The organism is Pantoea sp. Ft-CA_14 (genome assembly GCF_024520875.1).
Lineage (GTDB): Bacteria > Pseudomonadota > Gammaproteobacteria > Enterobacterales > Enterobacteriaceae > Pantoea > Pantoea agglomerans.
This window is the reverse complement of record NZ_JALNPM010000003.1, coordinates 198,748-217,670: the sequence shown is the minus strand read 5'-3', so window position 1 is coordinate 217,670 and position 18,923 is coordinate 198,748. Positions and strand designations below refer to the sequence as shown.

The 18,923-nt window shown below is 57.8% G+C and carries 13 protein-coding genes and 1 pseudogene; 9 read left to right on the top strand and 5 right to left on the bottom strand.

Annotation, left to right across the window (positions count from 1 at the left end; translation table 11 throughout):
• Positions 1-39 precede the first annotated feature (39 nt).
• Entirely contained in the window at positions 40-900 is an 861-nt protein-coding gene (gene phnE / locus NR195_RS06865) for a phosphonate ABC transporter, permease protein PhnE (RefSeq protein ID WP_010670882.1), read from the top strand.
• Complete coding sequence (gene phnE, locus NR195_RS06860; RefSeq protein WP_010247767.1) at positions 897-1,781, top strand: phosphonate ABC transporter, permease protein PhnE; 885 nt, start codon at positions 897-899, stop codon at positions 1,779-1,781. Before phnE (NR195_RS06865) ends, phnE (NR195_RS06860) begins: the two co-directional genes overlap by 4 nt.
• Here phnE (NR195_RS06860) and NR195_RS06855 read toward each other — a convergent pair.
• The gene (locus NR195_RS06855; protein WP_256844327.1) at positions 1,735-4,353 is read right to left on the bottom strand and encodes an ATP-binding protein; all 2,619 of its coding nucleotides are present in this window, start codon (positions 4,351-4,353) and stop codon (positions 1,735-1,737) included. The two genes, phnE (NR195_RS06860) and NR195_RS06855, sit on opposite strands and share 47 nt — an antisense overlap.
• Before the next feature lie 147 nt (positions 4,354-4,500).
• Here NR195_RS06855 and NR195_RS06850 point away from each other — a divergent pair, with 147 nt between their 5' ends.
• From NR195_RS06850 to NR195_RS06835, 4 genes and pseudogenes are all read left to right on the top strand, one after another.
• Positions 4,501-6,015 carry a sugar ABC transporter ATP-binding protein gene (locus NR195_RS06850; RefSeq protein WP_256844326.1) on the top strand — a complete coding sequence of 505 codons (1,515 nt, stop codon included), beginning with the start codon at positions 4,501-4,503 and terminating at the stop codon, positions 6,013-6,015.
• Positions 6,016-6,025: 10 nt separating this feature from the next.
• Positions 6,026-7,006, top strand: a complete 981-nt coding sequence (locus NR195_RS06845; RefSeq protein ID WP_010247757.1) for a ribose ABC transporter permease — start codon at positions 6,026-6,028, stop codon at positions 7,004-7,006.
• A 90-nt stretch (positions 7,007-7,096) separates the two neighbouring features.
• Positions 7,097-8,035, top strand: coding sequence for an ABC transporter substrate-binding protein (locus NR195_RS06840; RefSeq protein ID WP_010247755.1), 939 nt, complete (start codon positions 7,097-7,099; stop codon positions 8,033-8,035).
• A 44-nt stretch (positions 8,036-8,079) separates the two neighbouring features.
• A pseudogene (locus tag NR195_RS06835) lies at positions 8,080-8,778 on the top strand (D-lyxose/D-mannose family sugar isomerase).
• On the opposite strand, the gene NR195_RS06830 reads toward NR195_RS06835, so the two are convergent.
• Positions 8,779-9,522, bottom strand: a complete 744-nt coding sequence (locus NR195_RS06830; RefSeq protein WP_010247750.1) for a response regulator — start codon at positions 9,520-9,522, stop codon at positions 8,779-8,781.
• Positions 9,523-9,944: 422 nt separating this feature from the next.
• Between NR195_RS06830 and NR195_RS06825 the strand changes: the two genes are divergently transcribed.
• Entirely contained in the window at positions 9,945-11,243 is a 1,299-nt protein-coding gene (locus tag NR195_RS06825) for an NCS2 family permease (RefSeq protein ID WP_256844387.1), read from the top strand.
• A 1,892-nt stretch (positions 11,244-13,135) separates the two neighbouring features.
• Here NR195_RS06825 and NR195_RS06820 read toward each other — a convergent pair.
• Positions 13,136-13,654 carry a hypothetical protein gene (locus NR195_RS06820; protein WP_256844325.1) on the bottom strand — a complete coding sequence of 173 codons (519 nt, stop codon included), beginning with the start codon at positions 13,652-13,654 and terminating at the stop codon, positions 13,136-13,138.
• A gap of 101 nt (positions 13,655-13,755) precedes the next feature.
• Complete coding sequence (locus NR195_RS06815) at positions 13,756-13,992, bottom strand: hypothetical protein (RefSeq protein ID WP_256844324.1); 237 nt, start codon at positions 13,990-13,992, stop codon at positions 13,756-13,758.
• A 294-nt stretch (positions 13,993-14,286) separates the two neighbouring features.
• Here NR195_RS06815 and NR195_RS06810 point away from each other — a divergent pair, with 294 nt between their 5' ends.
• The gene (locus tag NR195_RS06810) at positions 14,287-14,604 is read left to right on the top strand and encodes a hypothetical protein (protein WP_256844323.1); all 318 of its coding nucleotides are present in this window, start codon (positions 14,287-14,289) and stop codon (positions 14,602-14,604) included.
• A 1,203-nt stretch (positions 14,605-15,807) separates the two neighbouring features.
• The gene (locus tag NR195_RS06805; RefSeq protein WP_022625462.1) at positions 15,808-17,352 is read left to right on the top strand and encodes a methyl-accepting chemotaxis protein; all 1,545 of its coding nucleotides are present in this window, start codon (positions 15,808-15,810) and stop codon (positions 17,350-17,352) included.
• A 103-nt stretch (positions 17,353-17,455) separates the two neighbouring features.
• Here the strand turns inward: NR195_RS06805 and NR195_RS06800 are convergent, their stop codons facing one another.
• Positions 17,456-18,910, bottom strand: a complete 1,455-nt coding sequence (locus tag NR195_RS06800; protein ID WP_031591057.1) for an AMP nucleosidase — start codon at positions 18,908-18,910, stop codon at positions 17,456-17,458.
• Positions 18,911-18,923: the final 13 nt, after the last annotated feature.

Here is an 18,923-nt window from a genome sequence, read left to right as displayed (position 1 = left end):
CTCGCCTGCGTCCCGCTGCTTTAGCGCCGGAGATCCCCTTTGACCGAATTCGAACACTACTATCAACGCATCCGCCGCCAGCAGAAACGAGACACGCTGCTCTGGTCACTGCTGCTGGTGGCACTCTACCTGGCGGCGGGCAGGGTGGCAGAATTTAATCTGCTTACCGTCTGGCAGTCGCTGCCGCACTTCTTTGACTACCTGCACGAAATCCTGCCGGTACTGCATCTGCCGCTGCTGTTTGCCGACGGCAAGACCGAAGGCTCGCTGGCTTACTGGGGCTACCGTCTGCCGATCCAGCTGCCGCTGATCTGGGAAACACTACAACTGGCGCTGGCTTCGACGCTGGTGGCGGTGGCACTGGCCGCGGTGCTGGCCTTTTTCGCCGCCGACAACACTCAGACGCCGGTCAGCGTGCGGATGACGATTCGCGCCTTTGTCGCCTTCCTGCGCACCATGCCGGAGCTGGCGTGGGCGGTGATGTTTGTGATGGCGTTTGGCATCGGGGCGATCCCCGGTTTTCTGGCGCTGGCGCTGCACACCGTGGGCAGCCTGACCAAGCTGTTTTACGAGGCGATTGAGTCGGCGTCGGATAAGCCGGTACGCGGCCTGGCGGCCTGCGGAGCCAGCAAACTGCAGCGGATGCGCTTCGCTTTCTGGCCACAGGTTAAGCCGGTCTTTCTCTCCTACAGCTTTATGCGACTGGAAATTAACTTCCGCTCCTCAACCATCCTTGGGCTGGTCGGCGCAGGCGGCATCGGCCAGGAGCTGATGACCAACATCAAACTGGACCGCTACGATCAGGTCAGTATTACGCTGCTGCTGATCCTGATTGTGGTGTCGCTGCTGGATACGCTCTCCGGCCAGCTTCGTCGCCGTGTGACAGGAGACAGGACATGATAAGCACCGTTCCCGATATCGCGCTAATGAAGCAGCAGCATCGTGAACTCTTCGCCGCACAGCCGCGCTATCTGCGTCGCCTGGCGCTGATGACACTGGCGGTACTGCTCTATTACCTCTTTTTCTTTTCGGTGTTTGGTCTGGAGTGGTCGCGTTTGCTGATGGGCTGCCAGCAGCTGGGGCGCTATTTCCTGCGGATGTTTGTCTGGCACGACTTCCTGAACTGGCCGTTTGGCTACTATCTGTCGCAGGTCGGCATCACCTTAGGGATTGTCTTTGCCGGCACGCTGACTGCCTCGCTGCTGGCGCTGCCGCTGTCGTTTCTGGCGGCGCGCAACGTGATGCACAGCCGAACCGCGAAACCGCTGGCGTTTCTGATGCGACGTCTGTTTGACGTGTTGCGCGGTATCGACATGGCGATCTGGGGGCTGATCTTCGTCCGGGCGGTCGGTATGGGGCCGCTGGCCGGGGTGCTGGCGATCATCCTGCAGGATGTCGGTTTGCTCGGCAAACTCTACGCCGAAGGGCACGAAGCAGTGGAGCGTTCACCGGGTCGCGGACTGGGCGCCGTCGGCGCCAACAGCCTGCAGAAACACCGCTTCGGCATCTTCACCCAGTCATTCCCTCAGTTTCTGGCGCTGAGCCTTTACCAGATAGAGTCCAATACCCGCTCAGCGGCGGTGCTGGGCTTTGTCGGCGCCGGGGGCGTCGGTCTGGTTTACGCTGAGAATATGCGCCTGTGGAACTGGGATGTGGTGATGTTCCTGACGCTGATTCTGGTGGTGGTAGTGATGGTGATGGATGTGATCTCCAGCCGCCTGCGCAAGCGCTACATCAGCGGGAAGCCGGTGCCGTTGTGGCAGCCTGCTGCGCGCGATTAAGCCGTTCGCTGCGCTGCCAGGCGCGCTGTAACGCCTGCACCAGCTGTGCCTGCTGCCAGGGCTTCGCCAGCCGTTCGCACAGCGGCAGCGTCACCGGCTGGTGGCGCAGGTCCTGACCGCTGATGAGCAGCGTCGCCAGCTGCGGCCAGTTCTGCTGCGCCTGGCGGATCACCTCCGCGCCGTTAATCTCGCCGGGCAGCATCAGGTCGCTGATCAGCAGGTCGATATCGGGGGTCTGGCGCAGCAGCGCCAGCGCCTCTTCACCGTCTCCGCATTCCAGCGTCAGATAACCCAGCTGATGCAGATGCTCACAGAGTGTCTGGCGCACCGCCGGTTCATCATCCAGCACCAGCACCAGCCGGTTACTGGCCGCCTCAATCTCCGCCGATATGTCCGCCTCAATGGGTGATGGCGGGGCGATCACTGCGGCGGCGGCTTCCGGTGCACGCGGCAACAGCAGCCGCACCGTGGTGCCCTGGCCTGGCGCGGTTTCCAGTTCAATCTGGCCGCCTGACTGCCGTACAAAACCATAAACCATCGACAGGCCCAGCCCGCTGCCGCTGCCGGTAGCCTTGGTAGTGAAAAAAGGCTCAAACACCTGCTCACGAACCCCGGCCGACATGCCGCAGCCGTGGTCTATCACCTCAATTGTGACCCTGTCACGCTTCTCATCGCCCTCCAGACGACGCTGATTCCAGATGCGCAGCCGGATTTCGCCGCTTTGCTGATGCATTGCATCGCGGGCATTCACCACCAGATTCATCAGCGCATTCTCCAGCTGGCTGGCATCAATCCAGGCGGGCCAGCCGGGACGCTGCGCATCAATAATCAGCTGCTGGCCGGGCAGCAGCGAGTGCTGCAGCAGCCCCTGCAGGTTATCCACCAGCGTCACCACCGACACCGCACGGGGATAGAGAGCCTGCTTGCGGGAGAACGCCAGCAGCCGCTGGGTCAGCTGTGCAGCGCGGTCGGCCGCCTGTCGCGCCCGATCAATCCGGCTGGCCAGCGGGCCGGGCGTCAGCTGGCCTTCGGTCAGCGCCAGACTGCCGATAATCACCGCCAGCAGATTGTTGAAGTCGTGTGCCAGTCCGCCGGTCAGCTGGCCGACCGCCTTCATTTTCTGGCTGTGCTGCAGCGCCTCCTCCAGCGTTTTACGCGAGGTCCGGTCCAGCACGGTATTGACCATGCCGCGCCGCGGGATTGGACTGAAGCGCAGCTCCAGCGTACGACCATCGGCCAGCCGGATCTCCTGCGGTTCACCGGGATCGTGCAGATCCACCGCCAGCGGCGCCAGCAGTTGCTGCCAGGGAACGCCGCGATGCAGTTCATGCGGCGCGATGCCGAGCAGCTCCGCATACTGGGCGTTCCACACCACCAGCTGACCGTTGTTATCAAACAGCGCAAAGCCGTCGCGCATCGCCAGAAAGGTGGATTCCAGCTGATTACTCTTCTCTTTCAGCAGCCGTGAGGTGTGAGCCAGTGAGGCGGTGTTACGGGCAAAGACGTTAAACGCCCGCGCCAGCTCGCCCAGCTCGTCGCGACGTTGCAGCCCTGGCACGCTGACGTTCTGCTCGCCCTGCGCCAGCCGCGTCATGGCCCCGGCAATCGCCGTCAGGCTCGACCCGAGATTGCGGTAGATGTAGATACCGGCATAGCCGGTAATTGCCAGCGCCAGCAGCGCAAACAGCGCGATAAAGCCGATGATGGAATCCAGCTCACGGTGGGTCGCCAGGGTGCGCGCCTCACTCTGTAACGCCACCTGCTGCACCGAGGCGCTGATATCTTCATTCAGCATCGCCACCAGCGCTTTAATCCGGTAGGTGGCATAGGCGATCGCCAGGTCGCTCTGCTCCAGCGCCTCTGCCAGCGGCAGCAGGCGCTGCTGGGTGGCCAGCAGTCGCTGCACGTTTTCGCCGGTCACGCCCGTCAGCGGCACGTTGCGCCACTGCGCCATCACCTGCTGGAGCTGTTCGATGACGGCGATGGGCGAGGGTGTGCGGATCGCGATGGTGATCAGCCGTTCGGTTTGCTCCCGCAGCGCGGCATCCGGCAGCGTCCCCTGTTCCCGCTGTACCAGCTGGTCGATATGGCTGAGCAGAATCTGTGTCTGCCACAGGTCGCTCAGCATGTTGTTGCGCTGCAGATGACGCTGGTGACCGGTCAGCAGCAGGCTGTTAATCGTCTGTTCCAGCATCAGGCTGCGGGCGCGGATCCGGGCGATGCGCTCCGGCTGACGTGCCGCCAGCGGCGCACTGGCCAGCAGGCTCAGCGACTGCTGCAACGCCTGCTGATTCTGCTGCAGCCGCTGTGATTCGCTCTGGTACTCCAGCGCGCCCACCACCTGTGACAGCCGCACTGCCGCTGTCGCCACGTTGGCGGTATCCCGCGCCAGCGCCAGGCTGCCGTTCATGTCGGCCAGGGTCTGCGCCTGTGCCTGCTCCTGAATCGCCCCGGCATGACGAAAGCCGAAGATCGCCACCACGCTGACCATCAGCGTGACCGACACCACCAGCAGATTGAACAGCAACAGGCGTCCACGTGCCCCGGCCTGCCACGGATAAGTGCGCTGCATCCCACGACCTCTTATTCACTGCAACGATGGGCCGAGTATAGGAGCGTGCAGGCGGGCGTTTATGACAAATATGAATGGGCGCTGACATTTTCCGTTTATCTGACGTTGCTTTACTGACGGCTATCCACAGTCCGCAGGAGCGAGGCGATGACAGCCACACCGATACTGGAAATGCGGGGAATTACCCGGCGCTTCGGCAGCTTTTATGCCCTGAAGGGCGTCGATCTCACGGTTTATCCCGGTGAGGTCCACGCGCTGATGGGGGAGAACGGCGCGGGTAAAAGCACACTGATGAAGATTCTGGCCGGTGCCTATACCGCCAGCAGCGGGGAAATTTTAATTGAAGGCAAGCCCTGGGCGCTGAAAGGGCCGAAAGAGGCTCTGGCCGCCGGGATCACCCTGATTTATCAGGAGATCAACCTGGCACCCAACCTGACGGTGGCGGAGAACATTTTTCTCGGCAGCGAAATCGCGCCCGGCGGGCTGGTCAGGCGGCGGCAGATGGCCGAAGAGGCGCAGCGGGTCATTGACCGGCTCGGCGCGCAGTTCAGCGCCTGGGATCTGGTCAGCCGTCTGAGCATCGCCGAGCAGCAGCAGGTGGAGATCGCCCGCGCGCTGCAGCGCAACAGCCGCATTCTGGTGATGGATGAGCCGACCGCCGCGCTCTCCAACCGCGAAACCGAACAGCTGTTCGCGCTGATCAAACGGCTGCGCAGCGAAGGCATGGCGATCATCTATATCAGCCACCGCATGGCGGAGGTATATGAGCTGTCCGACCGCGTCAGCGTGCTGCGCGACGGGGAGTATGTGGGCAGCCTGACCCGTGACCAGCTTAACGCCAGCGAACTGGTGCGGATGATGGTCGGACGGCCGCTCAGCGACCTGTTTAACAAAGACCGTGCTATCCCGCTGGGTGATATCCGGCTGGCGGTTAATCACCTTACCGACGGCGGCAAAGTGCATCCCAGCAGTCTTGAAGTGCGGGCCGGAGAGATTGTCGGCCTGGCCGGGCTGGTGGGCGCAGGCCGCAGCGAGCTGGCACAGCTGATTTTTGGCGTGCACAAGCCGAAAGAGGGCGAGATCTGGATCGATGGCGAGAAGGTCACCATCCATTCACCGCGCGATGCAATTGCACGCGGCATCGGTTTCCTCACCGAAAACCGCAAAGAGCAGGGACTGTTTCTGGAGATGGCGGCGCAGGAGAACATCGTGATGGCGACGCTGGAACGTGACGCCAGTTACGGGATGCTGAACCGCCGCAAAGGGCAGACCATCGCCAATGAGGCGATCGCTTCACTCAATATTCGCGTTCCTCACGCTCAGGTCCGGGCGGGCGGTCTGTCGGGCGGTAACCAGCAGAAGCTGCTGATTTCGCGCTGGGTGGCAATTGGTCCGCGCATTCTGATCCTCGATGAACCGACGCGCGGCGTCGATGTCGGGGCGAAAAGCGAGATCTACCGCATGATGCAGGAGATGGCGCGGCAGGGTGTGGCGATTCTGATGATCTCCAGCGAACTGCCGGAAGTGGTCGGGATGAGCGACCGCGTTTACGTGATGCACGAAGGCACCATCGTCGGTGAGCTGGAGGGCAGCCACATCAGTCAGGAAAATATTATGACGCTGGCAACCGGTGCGCACAGCGCGTCAGCAGGCGAAAACTAAGGAGACCACCATGACACAACTGGCCCGCACCAAAGCACCGACGCTGAAACGCGCCCTGATGGGCGATCTGCTGCAAACGGTGGGTATCCTGCCGATTCTGATCCTGATTGTGGCGATATTTGGTTTCGTCACGCCGAACTTCTTTACCGAAGCAAACCTGCTCAACATTACCCGTCAGGCGTCGATTAACATCGTGCTGGCGGCGGGCATGACCTTTGTGATCCTCACCGGCGGCATCGACCTGTCGGTGGGGTCAATGCTGGGGACCACCGCGGTGGTAGCGCTGGTAGCGTCGCTGGATCCGATGCTGGCTTCCATGACCATTCCGATGGCGCTGGGCGCAGGCCTGGTGATGGGGCTGTTCAACGGCATCCTGGTCGCCTGGGCCGGGTTGCCGCCCTTTATCGTCACGCTTGGCACCTACACCGCGCTGCGCGGAGCCGCTTACCTGCTGGCTGATGGCACCACGGTAATCAACTCCGATATTAACTTTGAGTGGATCGGCAACGGCTATCTCGGGCCGGTGCCGTGGCTGATTGTGATTGCCTTTGCGGTGATCGCCATCTGCTGGTTCATCCTGCGCCGCACCACGCTGGGCGTACATATCTACGCGGTCGGCGGCAATATCCAGGCGGCGCGTCTCACCGGTATCAAGGTCGGAATGGTGCTGCTGTTTGTCTACGGCATGAGCGGCCTGCTGTCGGGGCTGGGCGGTCTGATGAGCGCCTCGCGGCTTTACAGCGCCAACGGCAACCTTGGGGTGGGCTATGAGCTGGATGCGATTGCGGCGGTGATCCTCGGCGGTACCAGCTTTGTCGGCGGCATCGGTACCATTACCGGCACCCTGATTGGTGCACTGATTATCGCCACGCTGAATAACGGCATGACGCTGATGGGGGTCTCCTATTTCTGGCAGCTGGTGATCAAGGGCGCGGTCATCATCATCGCGGTGCTGATCGACAAATACCGTACCCGTCATCATGTGAGTTGAGTCTTAAAAGGGCGGATGTGCCATTACACCTCCGCCATCTAAAAAACGCCATTAAGTGGTTGGCACCTTGAAAACAGCAGGAGAAGGTCTATGCGTTTTAATCCGATTGTAACCGGGCTGCTGGCGGCGACGCTGTTCAGTACCGGCCTGGCTCAGGCAAAAGAACTCAAATCTATCGGCGTAACGGTCGGCGATCTGGCAAACCCCTTCTTCGTGCAGATCACCAAAGGCGCAGAGATGAAGGCGCGTCAGCTGGCGGGCGATAAGGTGAATGTGACGCTGGTCTCCAGCGGCTACGATCTCGGTCAGCAGGTGGGCCAGATTGATAACTTTATTGCGGCCAAAGTCGACATGATTATTCTCAACGCCGCCGACTCCAAAGGGATCGCCCCGGCGGTGAAGCGGGCGCGTGATGCCGGTATTGTAGTGGTGGCGGTCGACGTGGCGGCCGATGGCGCGAATGCGACCATCACCTCCGATAACACCGAGGCGGGCGCGATGGCCTGTAAATATATTGCTGACCGCCTGAAGAACAAAGGCAACGTGGTGATCATCAACGGACCACCGGTCTCTGCGGTGCAGAACCGCGTTGAAGGCTGTATGACCGAACTGAAAACCCATCCGGACATCAAGCTGCTCTCATACAACCAGAACGCCAAAGGCAGTCGTGAAGGCGGACTGGAAGTCATGACCGGTCTGCTCTCTGCCAATCCAAAGATTGATGCGGTGTTTGCCATCAATGACCCGACAGCGATTGGCGCAGACTTAGCGGCGAAACAGGCGCAGCGCAGTGAGTTCTTTATCGTTGGCGTCGATGGCTCGCCGGACGGTGAAGAGGCGCTGAAGCGCAAGAATTCACTCTTCGTCGCGACGCCTGCGCAGGATCCACAGGTCATGGCCGCCAAAGCGGTCGAGATTGGTTATGACATTCTGCAGGGCAAACCGGCACCGGACAAACCGGTGCTGATCCCGGTGAAACTGATCGATCGTAATAATATCGGCAGCTACCAGGGCTGGACGGTGAAATAAGCTTTAGTGCGGCACCTTAAGGGTGCCGCTCTCAGGAGGCCACCATGCAACGTTCAGAGGTTAATTATTACCTGCAACATACGCGCGAGTTTTTCCGACAGCAGGATGTGCATCTGCCGCCGTGGGCCGATTTCGATGTGAGCCAGTGGCGGGCTCAGGATCGTGAGGTCGCGCAGGAGATTCTGGCGTTGCGGCTGGGATGGGATCTCACCAGTTTTGGCGCGACTGATTTTCTGCAGACCGGGCTGACGCTGTTTACCCTGCGCAACGGTTCACCAAACGGGCAGCCGTGGCATAAACCCTACGCCGAGAAAATAATGCACGTGCGGGAAGGGCAGCAGACGCCGATGCACTACCATCCGCGCAAGATGGAAGACATCATTAATCGCGGCGGCGGAAATCTGATTGTCGAACTGCATAACCGCAACGGTGACGGGCTGGCTGACTCGCTGGTGGCGGTTTCGCTGGATGGCCTGCGCCAGACCCATGCCGCCGGTTCACAGCTACGGCTCTCACCGGGTGAAAGCGTGACGCTGGAGGCGGGCATCTGGCACAGTTTCTAGGGTGAAAGTGGCTTCGGCGACGTGCTGGTGGGCGAGATGTCGATGCCCAACGATGACGAAAACGACAATGTGTTTCTGACGCCGCTGGCTCGTTTCAACCCACTGGAGGAGGATGAAGCGCCGCGCTGGCTGCTGTGCAACGATTACGCGCACTGGTTATCCTGCGCGCGGCAGGCGTAATCAGGCAATCTGACTGGCACGCGTTGTCGAATCGGGTTTCACCACATCGGCCGAAAAGACATAACCGAGTCCGCGAATGGTGCGGATCAGGTCGGGCTGGTGCGGGTTGGTTTCGATTTTACGGCGCAGCCGCATGATCAGCACATCGATGGTGCGGTCAAACACGTCAAGACTTTCGCTATGGGTCAGCTCCAGCAGCTGATCGCGGGTCAGCACTTTTCGGGCGTGGCGAACCAGCGCGCGTAACAGGCTATATTCCCCCTGGGTCAGCGGCACCAGCTCGCGCTGCGGATTAAACAGCTGGCAGCGGCCATCATCCAGTTGCCAGCCGCCAAAACGCCAGCCCTCCTGTTCAGGGTCGGCCTGGGCAATGCGTCCGCTGCGACGCAGGGCCGCCCGGGTTCTCGCTACTACCACGCGTGGATTAAAGGGTTTGGCGATGTAATCATCAGCGCCCATCTCAAGGCCCACCACCATCTCCGCTTCAGAACCCATACCGGTCAGCATAATCACCAGCACTTCGGGTCGCTGACGCTGAAGCTGCTGCAACACCAGTAACCCGTTGGTATCGGGCAGCATCATATCCAGCATCACCAGCGAGATTTCCGGGTGTTCGCTGAGCATCGATAGCGCCTCGCGTCCCTGATGACAGCGGTAGACCGTTAACAGATGTTCACTTAACGCATCCTGCAAGACGTCGCAGACTGCAGGATCATCATCCACCACCAAAATTGCTGGCTTCATTGCGCGGCCTCAGTGTTACGAAAGAGTTAATTCAGGAGTCTACACAGGCCAAAAAAGCTTGCTGAGGCAGCGTGCTGAAACGTGACCAGCTTCGCCTGTGAGAGTGCGGAAGCGTGCGCTGGCGCAGAGTTTTTCGGGGTTGCCTGTTTGCCGCAGGAAAACGATTGCGCGGCATCGGTGCATTGCACCATAATCGCGCCTCGTTTTGGTTCGGAATTCTCTTAGCCGTACCCGGCTCTGCCAGGTAATCGATTGCGTCGGTAGATGGCATGGCAATTGCTTTGGGCAGTGGGTAAGTCAGGGATTTCAGGCGATTCTGGCACGCAAGTATGCAGCGGCCAGCATCAGTGTCCCGGAAACAGAATAATCAGCATGCAAACCCCTTTGGCAAGTGAGACTGATGTCTCCTGTATCGAGAGATGATGATGTTAGAAAAACTATTCAAACTCAAAGCGCATAACACGACGGTTCGTACTGAGATTATCGCCGGGATCACCACCTTCCTGGCGATGGCTTATATTCTGTTTGTGAACCCAAGCATTCTGGGCGCGACCGGCATGGACAAGGGCGCGGTATTTGTTGCCACCTGTCTGGCGGCGGCGATTGGCTGCGTGCTGATGGGGCTGATCGCCAACTATCCGATTGCGCTGGCGCCGGGTATGGGACTGAACGCCTTCTTCACCTACACCGTTGTGCTGCACATGGGCTACACGTGGCAGATTGCGCTGGGCGCGGTGTTTCTCTCGGCGGTGATTTTCTTCGCGATGTCGCTATTTAAGATTCGTGAATGGATTATTGCCAGTATTCCGCTGCCGCTGCGCGCCGGGATTGGTGCCGGTATCGGGCTTTTTCTGGCGCTGATTGCGCTGGAAGGGGCGGGCATTGTGGTCGATAACCCGGCGACGCTGGTGGGCATTGGCGATCTGACTAAACCGGGTCCGCTGCTGGCGATGCTCGGCTTTGTGGTTATCGTGGTACTGGAAGCGCGTCGGGTGACGGGCGCAGTGCTGATCGGTATTCTGCTGGTGACCTTTATCTCCATGGGCATTGGTCTGTCGCCCTTTGCCGGGGTCTTCTCTGCACCGCCGTCGATTGCACCGACCTTTATGCAGCTGGATATTGCCGGCGCGTTTAACGTCGGCCTGATCAGCGTGATTTTTGCCTTCCTGTTTGTTGACGTGTTTGATAACACGGGCACGCTGCTGGGTGTGACCAAACGCGCCGGTCTGGCGGATGAGCAGGGTAACGTGCCGAAGATGGGCCGTGCGCTGATTGCTGACAGTGCGGCTGCGCTGTTTGGTTCGCTGCTCGGCACCTCGACCACTACCAGTTATGTGGAGTCGGCGGCGGGCGTGAGTGCCGGTGGCCGTACCGGCCTGACCGCGATTGTGGTCGCCGTGCTGTTCCTGCTGGCCCTGTTTTTCTCGCCGCTGGCCTCCAGTGTTCCGGTTTATGCCACCGCGCCTGCGTTGCTCGTTGTGGCGGTGCTGATGGCATCGGGTCTGGCAGAGATTGACTGGAAAGATATCACCACCGCCGCGCCAGTCACCGTGACCGCGCTGACCATGCCGCTGACCTATTCGATCGCCAACGGCATCGCGTTTGGTTTTATTACCTGGACGCTGGTGAAGCTGCTGAGCGGACGCGCGAAAGAGGTGAATGCGGCGCTGGTGATCCTGTCGATTCTGTTTGTGATTAAGCTGGGATGGTTGAGTGCTTAGTTGTTGCCTGGCGGCAGGGAAGGTCGCTTAGCAGCGGGCTGGTACTGAGTAGATTTCGCTTAGCAGCGGGCTGGCTATGAGCGGGTTTCGCATGGCTGCGGGCTGACACTGAGTAGGTTTCGCCTGCCAGGCGATGGAGCGTTTTAGATCACTTATCCGCGCGTTAGCGCTGAGAGGGTTTCGTCCGCCAGGCGATGGGGAGTTTCAGGTTGCCTGTGCAGGCGGACGCGTTAAGGGGCGGACGCCCGCCCCTTAACAATCCCGGCGTCCGGCTGCCTGCGCGCCCCGCGTAGCGGGGTGCCTTCGTCACGCCCTGCGGCCGACGGACCGTCCGGACTCGCCATCCCTGGCTCGTGCCGTCCTTTCGCCGACGTCCTGTCGGCTCATCCTTGCCTCTGGTTGTTCCTCAGCGCTGCGGACGCCTCTGGGGAACCCCTGCCGGTGGGTTTGTCACCCGGACTGACTGTGCTCAGGCCGCTGAAAGCGGGGAAGGAGCAGACTGGTTTCGCTTTGCTGCGGGCTGACACTGAGCGGGTTTCGCCTGCCAGGCGATGGAGCGTTTTAGATCACTTAGCCGCGCGTTAGCGCTGAGAGGGTTACGCCCGCCAGGCGAGGGGGAGTTTCAGGTTGCCCGTGCAGGCGGACGCGTCAAGAGGCGGACGCCCGCCCCTTAACAATCCCGGCGTCCGGCTGCCTGCGCGCCCCGCTGTGCGGGGTGCCTTCGTCACGCCCTGCGGCCGACGGACCGTCCGGACTCGCCATCCCTGGCTCGTGCCGTCCTTTCGCCGACGTCCTGTCGGCTCCCGGCTTCCGGTTGTTCCTCAGCGCTGCGGTCGCCTCTGGCAAACCCCTGCCGGTGGGTTTGTTACCCGGACTGGCTGGGCTCAGGCCGCTGAAAGCGTGGAAAGATTCATAAGGTTTCGCTTTGTAGCAGGCTGACACTGAGCGGGTTTCGCCTGCCAGGCGATGGAACGTTTTAGATCACTTAGCCGCGCGTTAGCGCTGAGAGGGTTACGCCCGCCAGGCGAGGGGGAGTTTCAGGTTGCCCGTGCAGGCGGACGCGTCAAGAGGCGGACGCCCGCCCCTTAACAATCCCGGCGTCCGGCTGCCTGCGCGCCCCGCTGTGCGGGGTGCCTTCGTCACGCCCTGCGGCCGACGGACCGTCCGGACTCGCCATCCCTGGCTCGTGCCGTCCTTTCGCCGACGTCCTGTCGGCTCCCGGCTTCCGGTTGTTCCTCAGCGCTGCGGACGCCTCTGGCAAACCCCCTGCCGGTGGGTTTGTTACCCGGACTGGCTGGGCTCAGGCCGCTGAAAGCGGGGAAAGATTCATAAGGTTTCGCTTTTAGCAGGCTGACATTGAGCGGATTTCGCCTGCCAGGCGATGGAGAGTTTCAGGTCATTTAGCCGCGCGTTAGCACTAAGCGGGTTACGCCCGCCAGACGTATGGGAGTTTCAGATCACTTAGCCGCGCGTTAACACTGAGCGAGTATCGTCTGTCGGGCTATGGGGTTGGCGGTGTCTGATACACTGCTAAACATTGCAATAGAGAGCATATGGCGGAGTTGTCGTTATTCGCGGCTGTTCTCGTTTGTGCGTTTAAATTATAAAAGCATTTCACTTGTGGCGTTTGTTGTTACTCGCTACTCCATTTCAGCGGTGTATTTAATTCCATTATTTCTCACATGATGGCTATCAAAAATCCGGGGCTCCACTGTACGCCAACTCCAGGTTGCATTTCCCTGATGGTAAAAAAAGAGGAGTTTCACACATACTCAGCGTTGACAGGATCTCTGAGCGTTTTAGTTAATTCAGGTAAGCTGATTTTAATGTTGAGCTGACGGAGCTGACGGAAAGTTTTCTTACGCTAAATCAGAGTTATTAAAATGCCTGTTTTAGCTGTGAATTAACCCGTGATAATTGCTGTTCTCGCCTGTTTTATAAGCCTGCTGCCAGGAGAGAAGAGAGATTAAGGCGTGGTTGAATTTAGTCGCCGCCATCTCCCCCGTCACCACCGTTACCTCCCGCACCGCCGTCACCTCCCGTGCTGCCACCATTCCCTCCGTTCCCCCCTGCGCCACCAGCACTACCATTGCTGCCATCCCCTCCATTTCCACCGTTTCCGCCATCTCCCCCCATACTGCCGTTTCCTCCATTCCCGCCATTGCCTCCGGCCTGGCCATTCTGTCCAGCACCTCCGTTCCCGCCATTTCCACCGCTTCCTCCCAGGCCGCCATTTCCGCCATCACCGCCATTGGCTCCGGCACCACCATTTCCTCCTGGCCCTCCATTTCCGCCGATACCTCCGTTTCCCCCTCGTCCTCCATTTTCACCCGGACCGCCATTGGCCCCGGCACCGCCGTTCTGACCCGGTCCGCCATCAGAACCTGCAGCGGCATCAATGAGAATGACATTATGGTGTGAACTCAACATATCCGTTTTGTACTCAGCATGCGCATACGGAATGATGATTAGCGAAGCTAACAAAGTGATTGTTTTCATTTGAAAATCCTTTTCAGAAAACTTTCTCCACCGGTCCCTCCGTTACCGCCTGCGCCACCCGCACCACCCGCACCGCCTGCGCCACCCGCACCGCCTGCGCCACCCGCACCGCCTGCGCCGCCCGCACCACCTTCGCCGCCCGCACCACCTGCGCCGCCCGCACCGCCTTTACTTGATGTATCGGGATTATCGGCACTCCCACTATTGCCACTATTGCCACTATTGCCGCCATTGCCGCCATTGCCGCCATTACCTCCTTTTCCTCCGTTAGTACCTTCTCCCGGAACGCCTCCTTTGCCTCCCGCGCCTCCGTTTTCACCATTGCCTTGTTGTCCGTCTTTACCTGCTGAGGGCTGGAGGGAGGTATTTGAGGATGAAGTATTCATGTCGCTGGCAGTCTGAGCCAGGGAGTAAAACGGACATGCCACTGTCAGTACGGTGGCTAAAAATAATGGGTAACTTCTGGTAAGTTTCATGTGCTGTTCCTGTGCTAACAGTGATAATGCTCCTGCTATAACGTTTACAAACAGGAGCTTTTTAGTTAATGGACGCCAGACTATCAGTCTCCGCCGCCATCACCGCCGCCATCACCGCCGCCATCACCGCCGCCATCACCGCCACCATCACCTCCTCCATTACCACCGCCGTTGCCTGCATCATTTCCGTTACCGTCACCACTCCCGTTAGCATTCCCGGTGCCGTTATTACTGTTATTACCCTGATCAGAACCGTTGCCGTTTTTACTGCCGTTATCATTATTGGAATTATTACCATTCTGGCTGGCGTTAGCGGCGCCATTACCATCACTTCCGCCAGCACCTCCGGCGCCGCCAACACCTCCGGCACCACCTTGCCCGCCTAACGCTCCTCCTGCACCCCCCGCGCCACCTGCGCCGCCGGCACCTCCCGCACCAGTAAGAATGAAGGAAGATTTAGAGGTATTGACGTCAATGTTTGCTGCACTGATATCAAATTGTCTGGCCATACCCTGAGCGGAGTAGAATAAAACCATACTCGCTAACACAGTCATATTTTTAACTTTCACAATGAATCCTCTTTAAGTGAGTAATTAAATTTATTATCTGCGCTGCCAAAGGTATGTTAATTTCCCTCAAATAATTCTTGTCACTCTTCCTCCGTTTTGGAGTTTCTTCTTTATGCGTCCTTTATTTTATTTTATGTGAAAGGCGGGAATACATTGCCAGTATGTGGCACTAATTTTAAGAAATAGCTTCTACAGTCTGCTGTTATTTATATTGCACAGCAATTATGGAGTGACAAGCTCAATAATGATGTTTTTTGTTGCTGTGTATGTTTTTATATTTCGTCTGCAATATGCTTCAGTTATGTTACGGCTTTTAATTTCATCTGTTACTGCAGCTGATGCGCGAGTCAGGCAAATCTATTTCTCTCTGCGATTGCCCGGGCTATCCGTTCGTATCAAGGGCTGATGATGGAGAGTTTATTCGTGATGCATATCAGACCAGGGCTATCGTGCAGACGGGCACGCTCATCAACGCACTCAGCGCGTTTTCTGCCTGAAGGCTGGATTGCTACGGCCGGGCTGAAGCATCCTTATGCCGGTCTGTTCTGCCATATTCATCGTACTAATAAAGCATTCATATCCTGCGAGACGTCACAGAACCGGCCCGCGTTTAAAGTGATCTACAGAAGTTCCTGACGTTATTTATAATTATAATTTATGTATTCCTGATTTTTATTGCGGTATTTTTTGCATGCGAAAAGCATCCAGGTTGTAGCAGCCTTAAAAGCCGCGCCTGCAAGGGTTAAATGAAATTTTTATGACATGCAAACCAGTGTAGCGTAACGCAGTAATAAGTTAAGACAACGGTAAGCATAAGGGTTCTGATTGTTTATAACGCACAAAAAACGATTTCTGGTTGAACTGGAAATCATCGAAGCCTGACAAATTTATGAGTTTTTGTGATGCTTTGCAGCGGTGCCATTAATTCTGGTTAATATTATTTATGTGATAAATATTCATTGAAGTTAAAAAAAGAGATGCCGATAGATCTATATCGCCGCCCCCCTTCAAGGAATTTTAATGAAAATCTCTACGCGCCTCGGTTCCGGATTTGGCACGTTAATCATCTTTTTCTCCATATGTATCGTTGTCGCTATTCACTCTTTATATCAGGCTAAAAGCACGCTTGAGTCAGTTGTTCAGGGTGATATGAAAAAAACAAAATTAATCAATGAACTTACCCTGGCGCAGCGCGATATGGCGATAACCGTCAGGAATTTATCACTCTTTTCAGATCAGGCTCTTATCCAGGAGCAGTCTGATCGTCTGGTTAAACTGAAGGCTAAATTTGCAGCCAGCAGGGATCAACTGAATACGATGATCAGCCAGTCTGGCGATACGGAAGAATATAAAGCCTTTGCGAAGATCAGTGACAGCGAGAAAAATGCTCTGGATGCCTTCAGTAACACCGTTCCGCTGGCACTGGCTAAAAACAGTGATATCACCGTTAAGTATCTGTTGGAAAAAGTCAGACCCGCTCAGGTTCCGCTGCTTGAAGGTCTTACCCTGATGAGTGAAATCCTGGCAAAGCAGTCGGATGACTCAGTTAATCAAAATGCGAAAAATACCGAAAGAGCCTACATCATCCTGGTGACGCTTTTAGTTGCGGCTATTTTGTTCGGCACGGGCACCAGCATCTATCTTATTCGTAAACTCATGAGCGAGCTTGGCGATGAACCTAGTACAGCGCGGAAGCTTGCTTATGCGATCACCAATGGGGATCTGACCACACCGGTTAGCTTGAAGAAAAATGACACTCTCAGCCTCATGGCCTCTTTAAACAGCATGCAGGTTCGGTTACGGGATATCGTTTCAGAAATTAAATCAGGCTCTTCTTCAGTCGCCCTTTCTGCGAATGAAATTTCTGAAGGAAACAATGAGCTTGCATCCCGCACTGAACAGCAGGCCGCTGCCTTGCAGGAAACGGCTGCGAGTATGGAACAGCTCACCGCTACAGTACAAAATAACAGCAAAACTGCCAGGGACACAGCCAACTCAGCGAGAGATACCGCCTCGATTGCAAAACGAGGGGAAACGGACGTCAAACGGATGTCAGATACGATGAGTGATATTTCAAAAAGCGCGTCTAAAGTCAGAGATATCACCGCCGTCATCGAAAGCATCGCATTCCAGACTAATATTCTTGCCCTGAACGCAGCCGTTGAAGCGGCACGAGCGGGAGAGACGGGAAGGGGCTTCGCTGTCGTCGCGTCTGAAGTCAGAACGCTTGCACAACGTAGTGCGACTGCCGCAAAAGATATTAAAGCGTTAATAGAGCAGGCTGTCGGACAGGTTGAATGCGGCGTCACTGTTGCCAGTGATACGGGTTTGAGTATTCTCAAAGTCGTGCATTTAGTGGATGAACTGGCTGAATCCATGGATGCTATTGCGCTGTCGTCGGCTGAACAGATGCAGGGGATTTCTCAGGTGAGTATTGCAGTCAGCCAGATGGATGGGGTGACGCAAAATAACTCTGCTCTGGTAGAAGAATCATCAAGTGCTTCTCAGTCTCTCTCTGAGCAAGCGCAGTCTCTCAGGCTGATTGTAGAGACCTTTAAAGTATAAATTATCCCGGCGCTGACATGCGCATTGGGTAAATTCCAAAGCAAGAGGCCGGTACTGCCTGTCAGCAGTACCGGCCTTATTCCTCGCATCAGCCGGCTAACGCTTACCTGAAAGGCGGCTCATTAAAGGTACGCAACTTACGCGAATGCAGCTTATCGCCCTCGGCGCGCAGCAGCTCAACAGCGTGAATACCAATCTGCAGATGCTCCGAAATCGCCCCTTCATAGAAACGGTTCGCCTGACCGGGCAGCTTAATCTCACCGTGCAGCGGCTTGTCTGAAACGCACAGCAGCGTGCCATATGGCACCCGGAAACGATAACCCTGTGCGGCAATAGTGGCGCTTTCCATATCGACCGCCACCGCACGGCTCAGGTTAAAGCGCAGTGCCGAAGCGGAGTAGCGCAGTTCCCAGTTGCGGTCGTCCGTGGTCACCACGGTGCCGGTACGCAACCGCTGCTTCACCTCTTCGCCTGGCATGCCGCTCACTGATTTGGTGGCGTCATACAGCGCGCGCTGCACTTCGGCAATGCTGGGTACCGGGATATCAGGCGGCAGCACGCTGTCCAGCACGTGATCGTCGCGCAGATAGGCATGGGCCAGCACATAATCACCAATCCGCTGGCTCTCGCGCAGACCGCCACAGTGACCAATCATCAGCCACGCATGTGGACGCATCACCGCCAGATGATCGCAGATGGTTTTGGCATTCGACGGGCCAACACCAATATTAATCAGCGTAATACCGCGACGATTCGGCGAGGTGAGATGCCAGGCGGGCATCTGGTGCTTCTTCCACGCCAGATCCGAGAGCATCGACTCACTGTCAGCGGTGTCGGCGGTCAGCACCACATCGCCCGCGCAGGCCAGGCTGTCGTAAGGGGTACTGGGATCGCGCACCTGCTCGATCGCCCAGCGCACAAACTCATCAACATAACGGGTGTAGTTGGTGAACAGCACAAACGGCTGGAAGTGCTCTACGCTGGTGCCGGTGTAGTGACGCAGGCGGGCCAGCGAGAAGTCGGTTCGCAGCGCGTCGAAGTGCGACAGAGGGGATTTTGCATCGGCGTGGAACAGGCCATCGGCGGTTTCATCGCCAATCTGCGACAGCTCGGTGGTCGGGAAGTGGCGCGCAATACCGGCGCTCATGGTGCGATCCAGTGACAGGTCGGAACCGTCGATCACGTAAGGATAGGGGATCTCCTGGCTGGAGGGCCCCACGTCGATCTCCAGCTGATACTCCTTCTCCAGCATCTGAAGCTGTTCCGAAATATAGTGGCGCAGCAACGCCGGGCGGGTGATGGTGGTGCTGTAACTGCCAGTGTGGGTGAAGCGTCCCCAGGCACGCGTGCGGTTCTGCTGCGGACCGTCGCCGCGCCAGGTGATGCGCAGCTCCGGGTAAACAAATAGTCCCTGCGCCCGAGCGGCGGCATCGGGCAGTGTGCCGTTTTCGGTAAAGGCTTTAATCGCCTCGCGTAGCGCATCGACGGCGCCATCGTACAGGCGTTCAAGTTCATCCAGCGCCTGCTGGCTGGTCAGGTTTTTCCGTAGTGTCGGCATGGTTTCTCCTTCC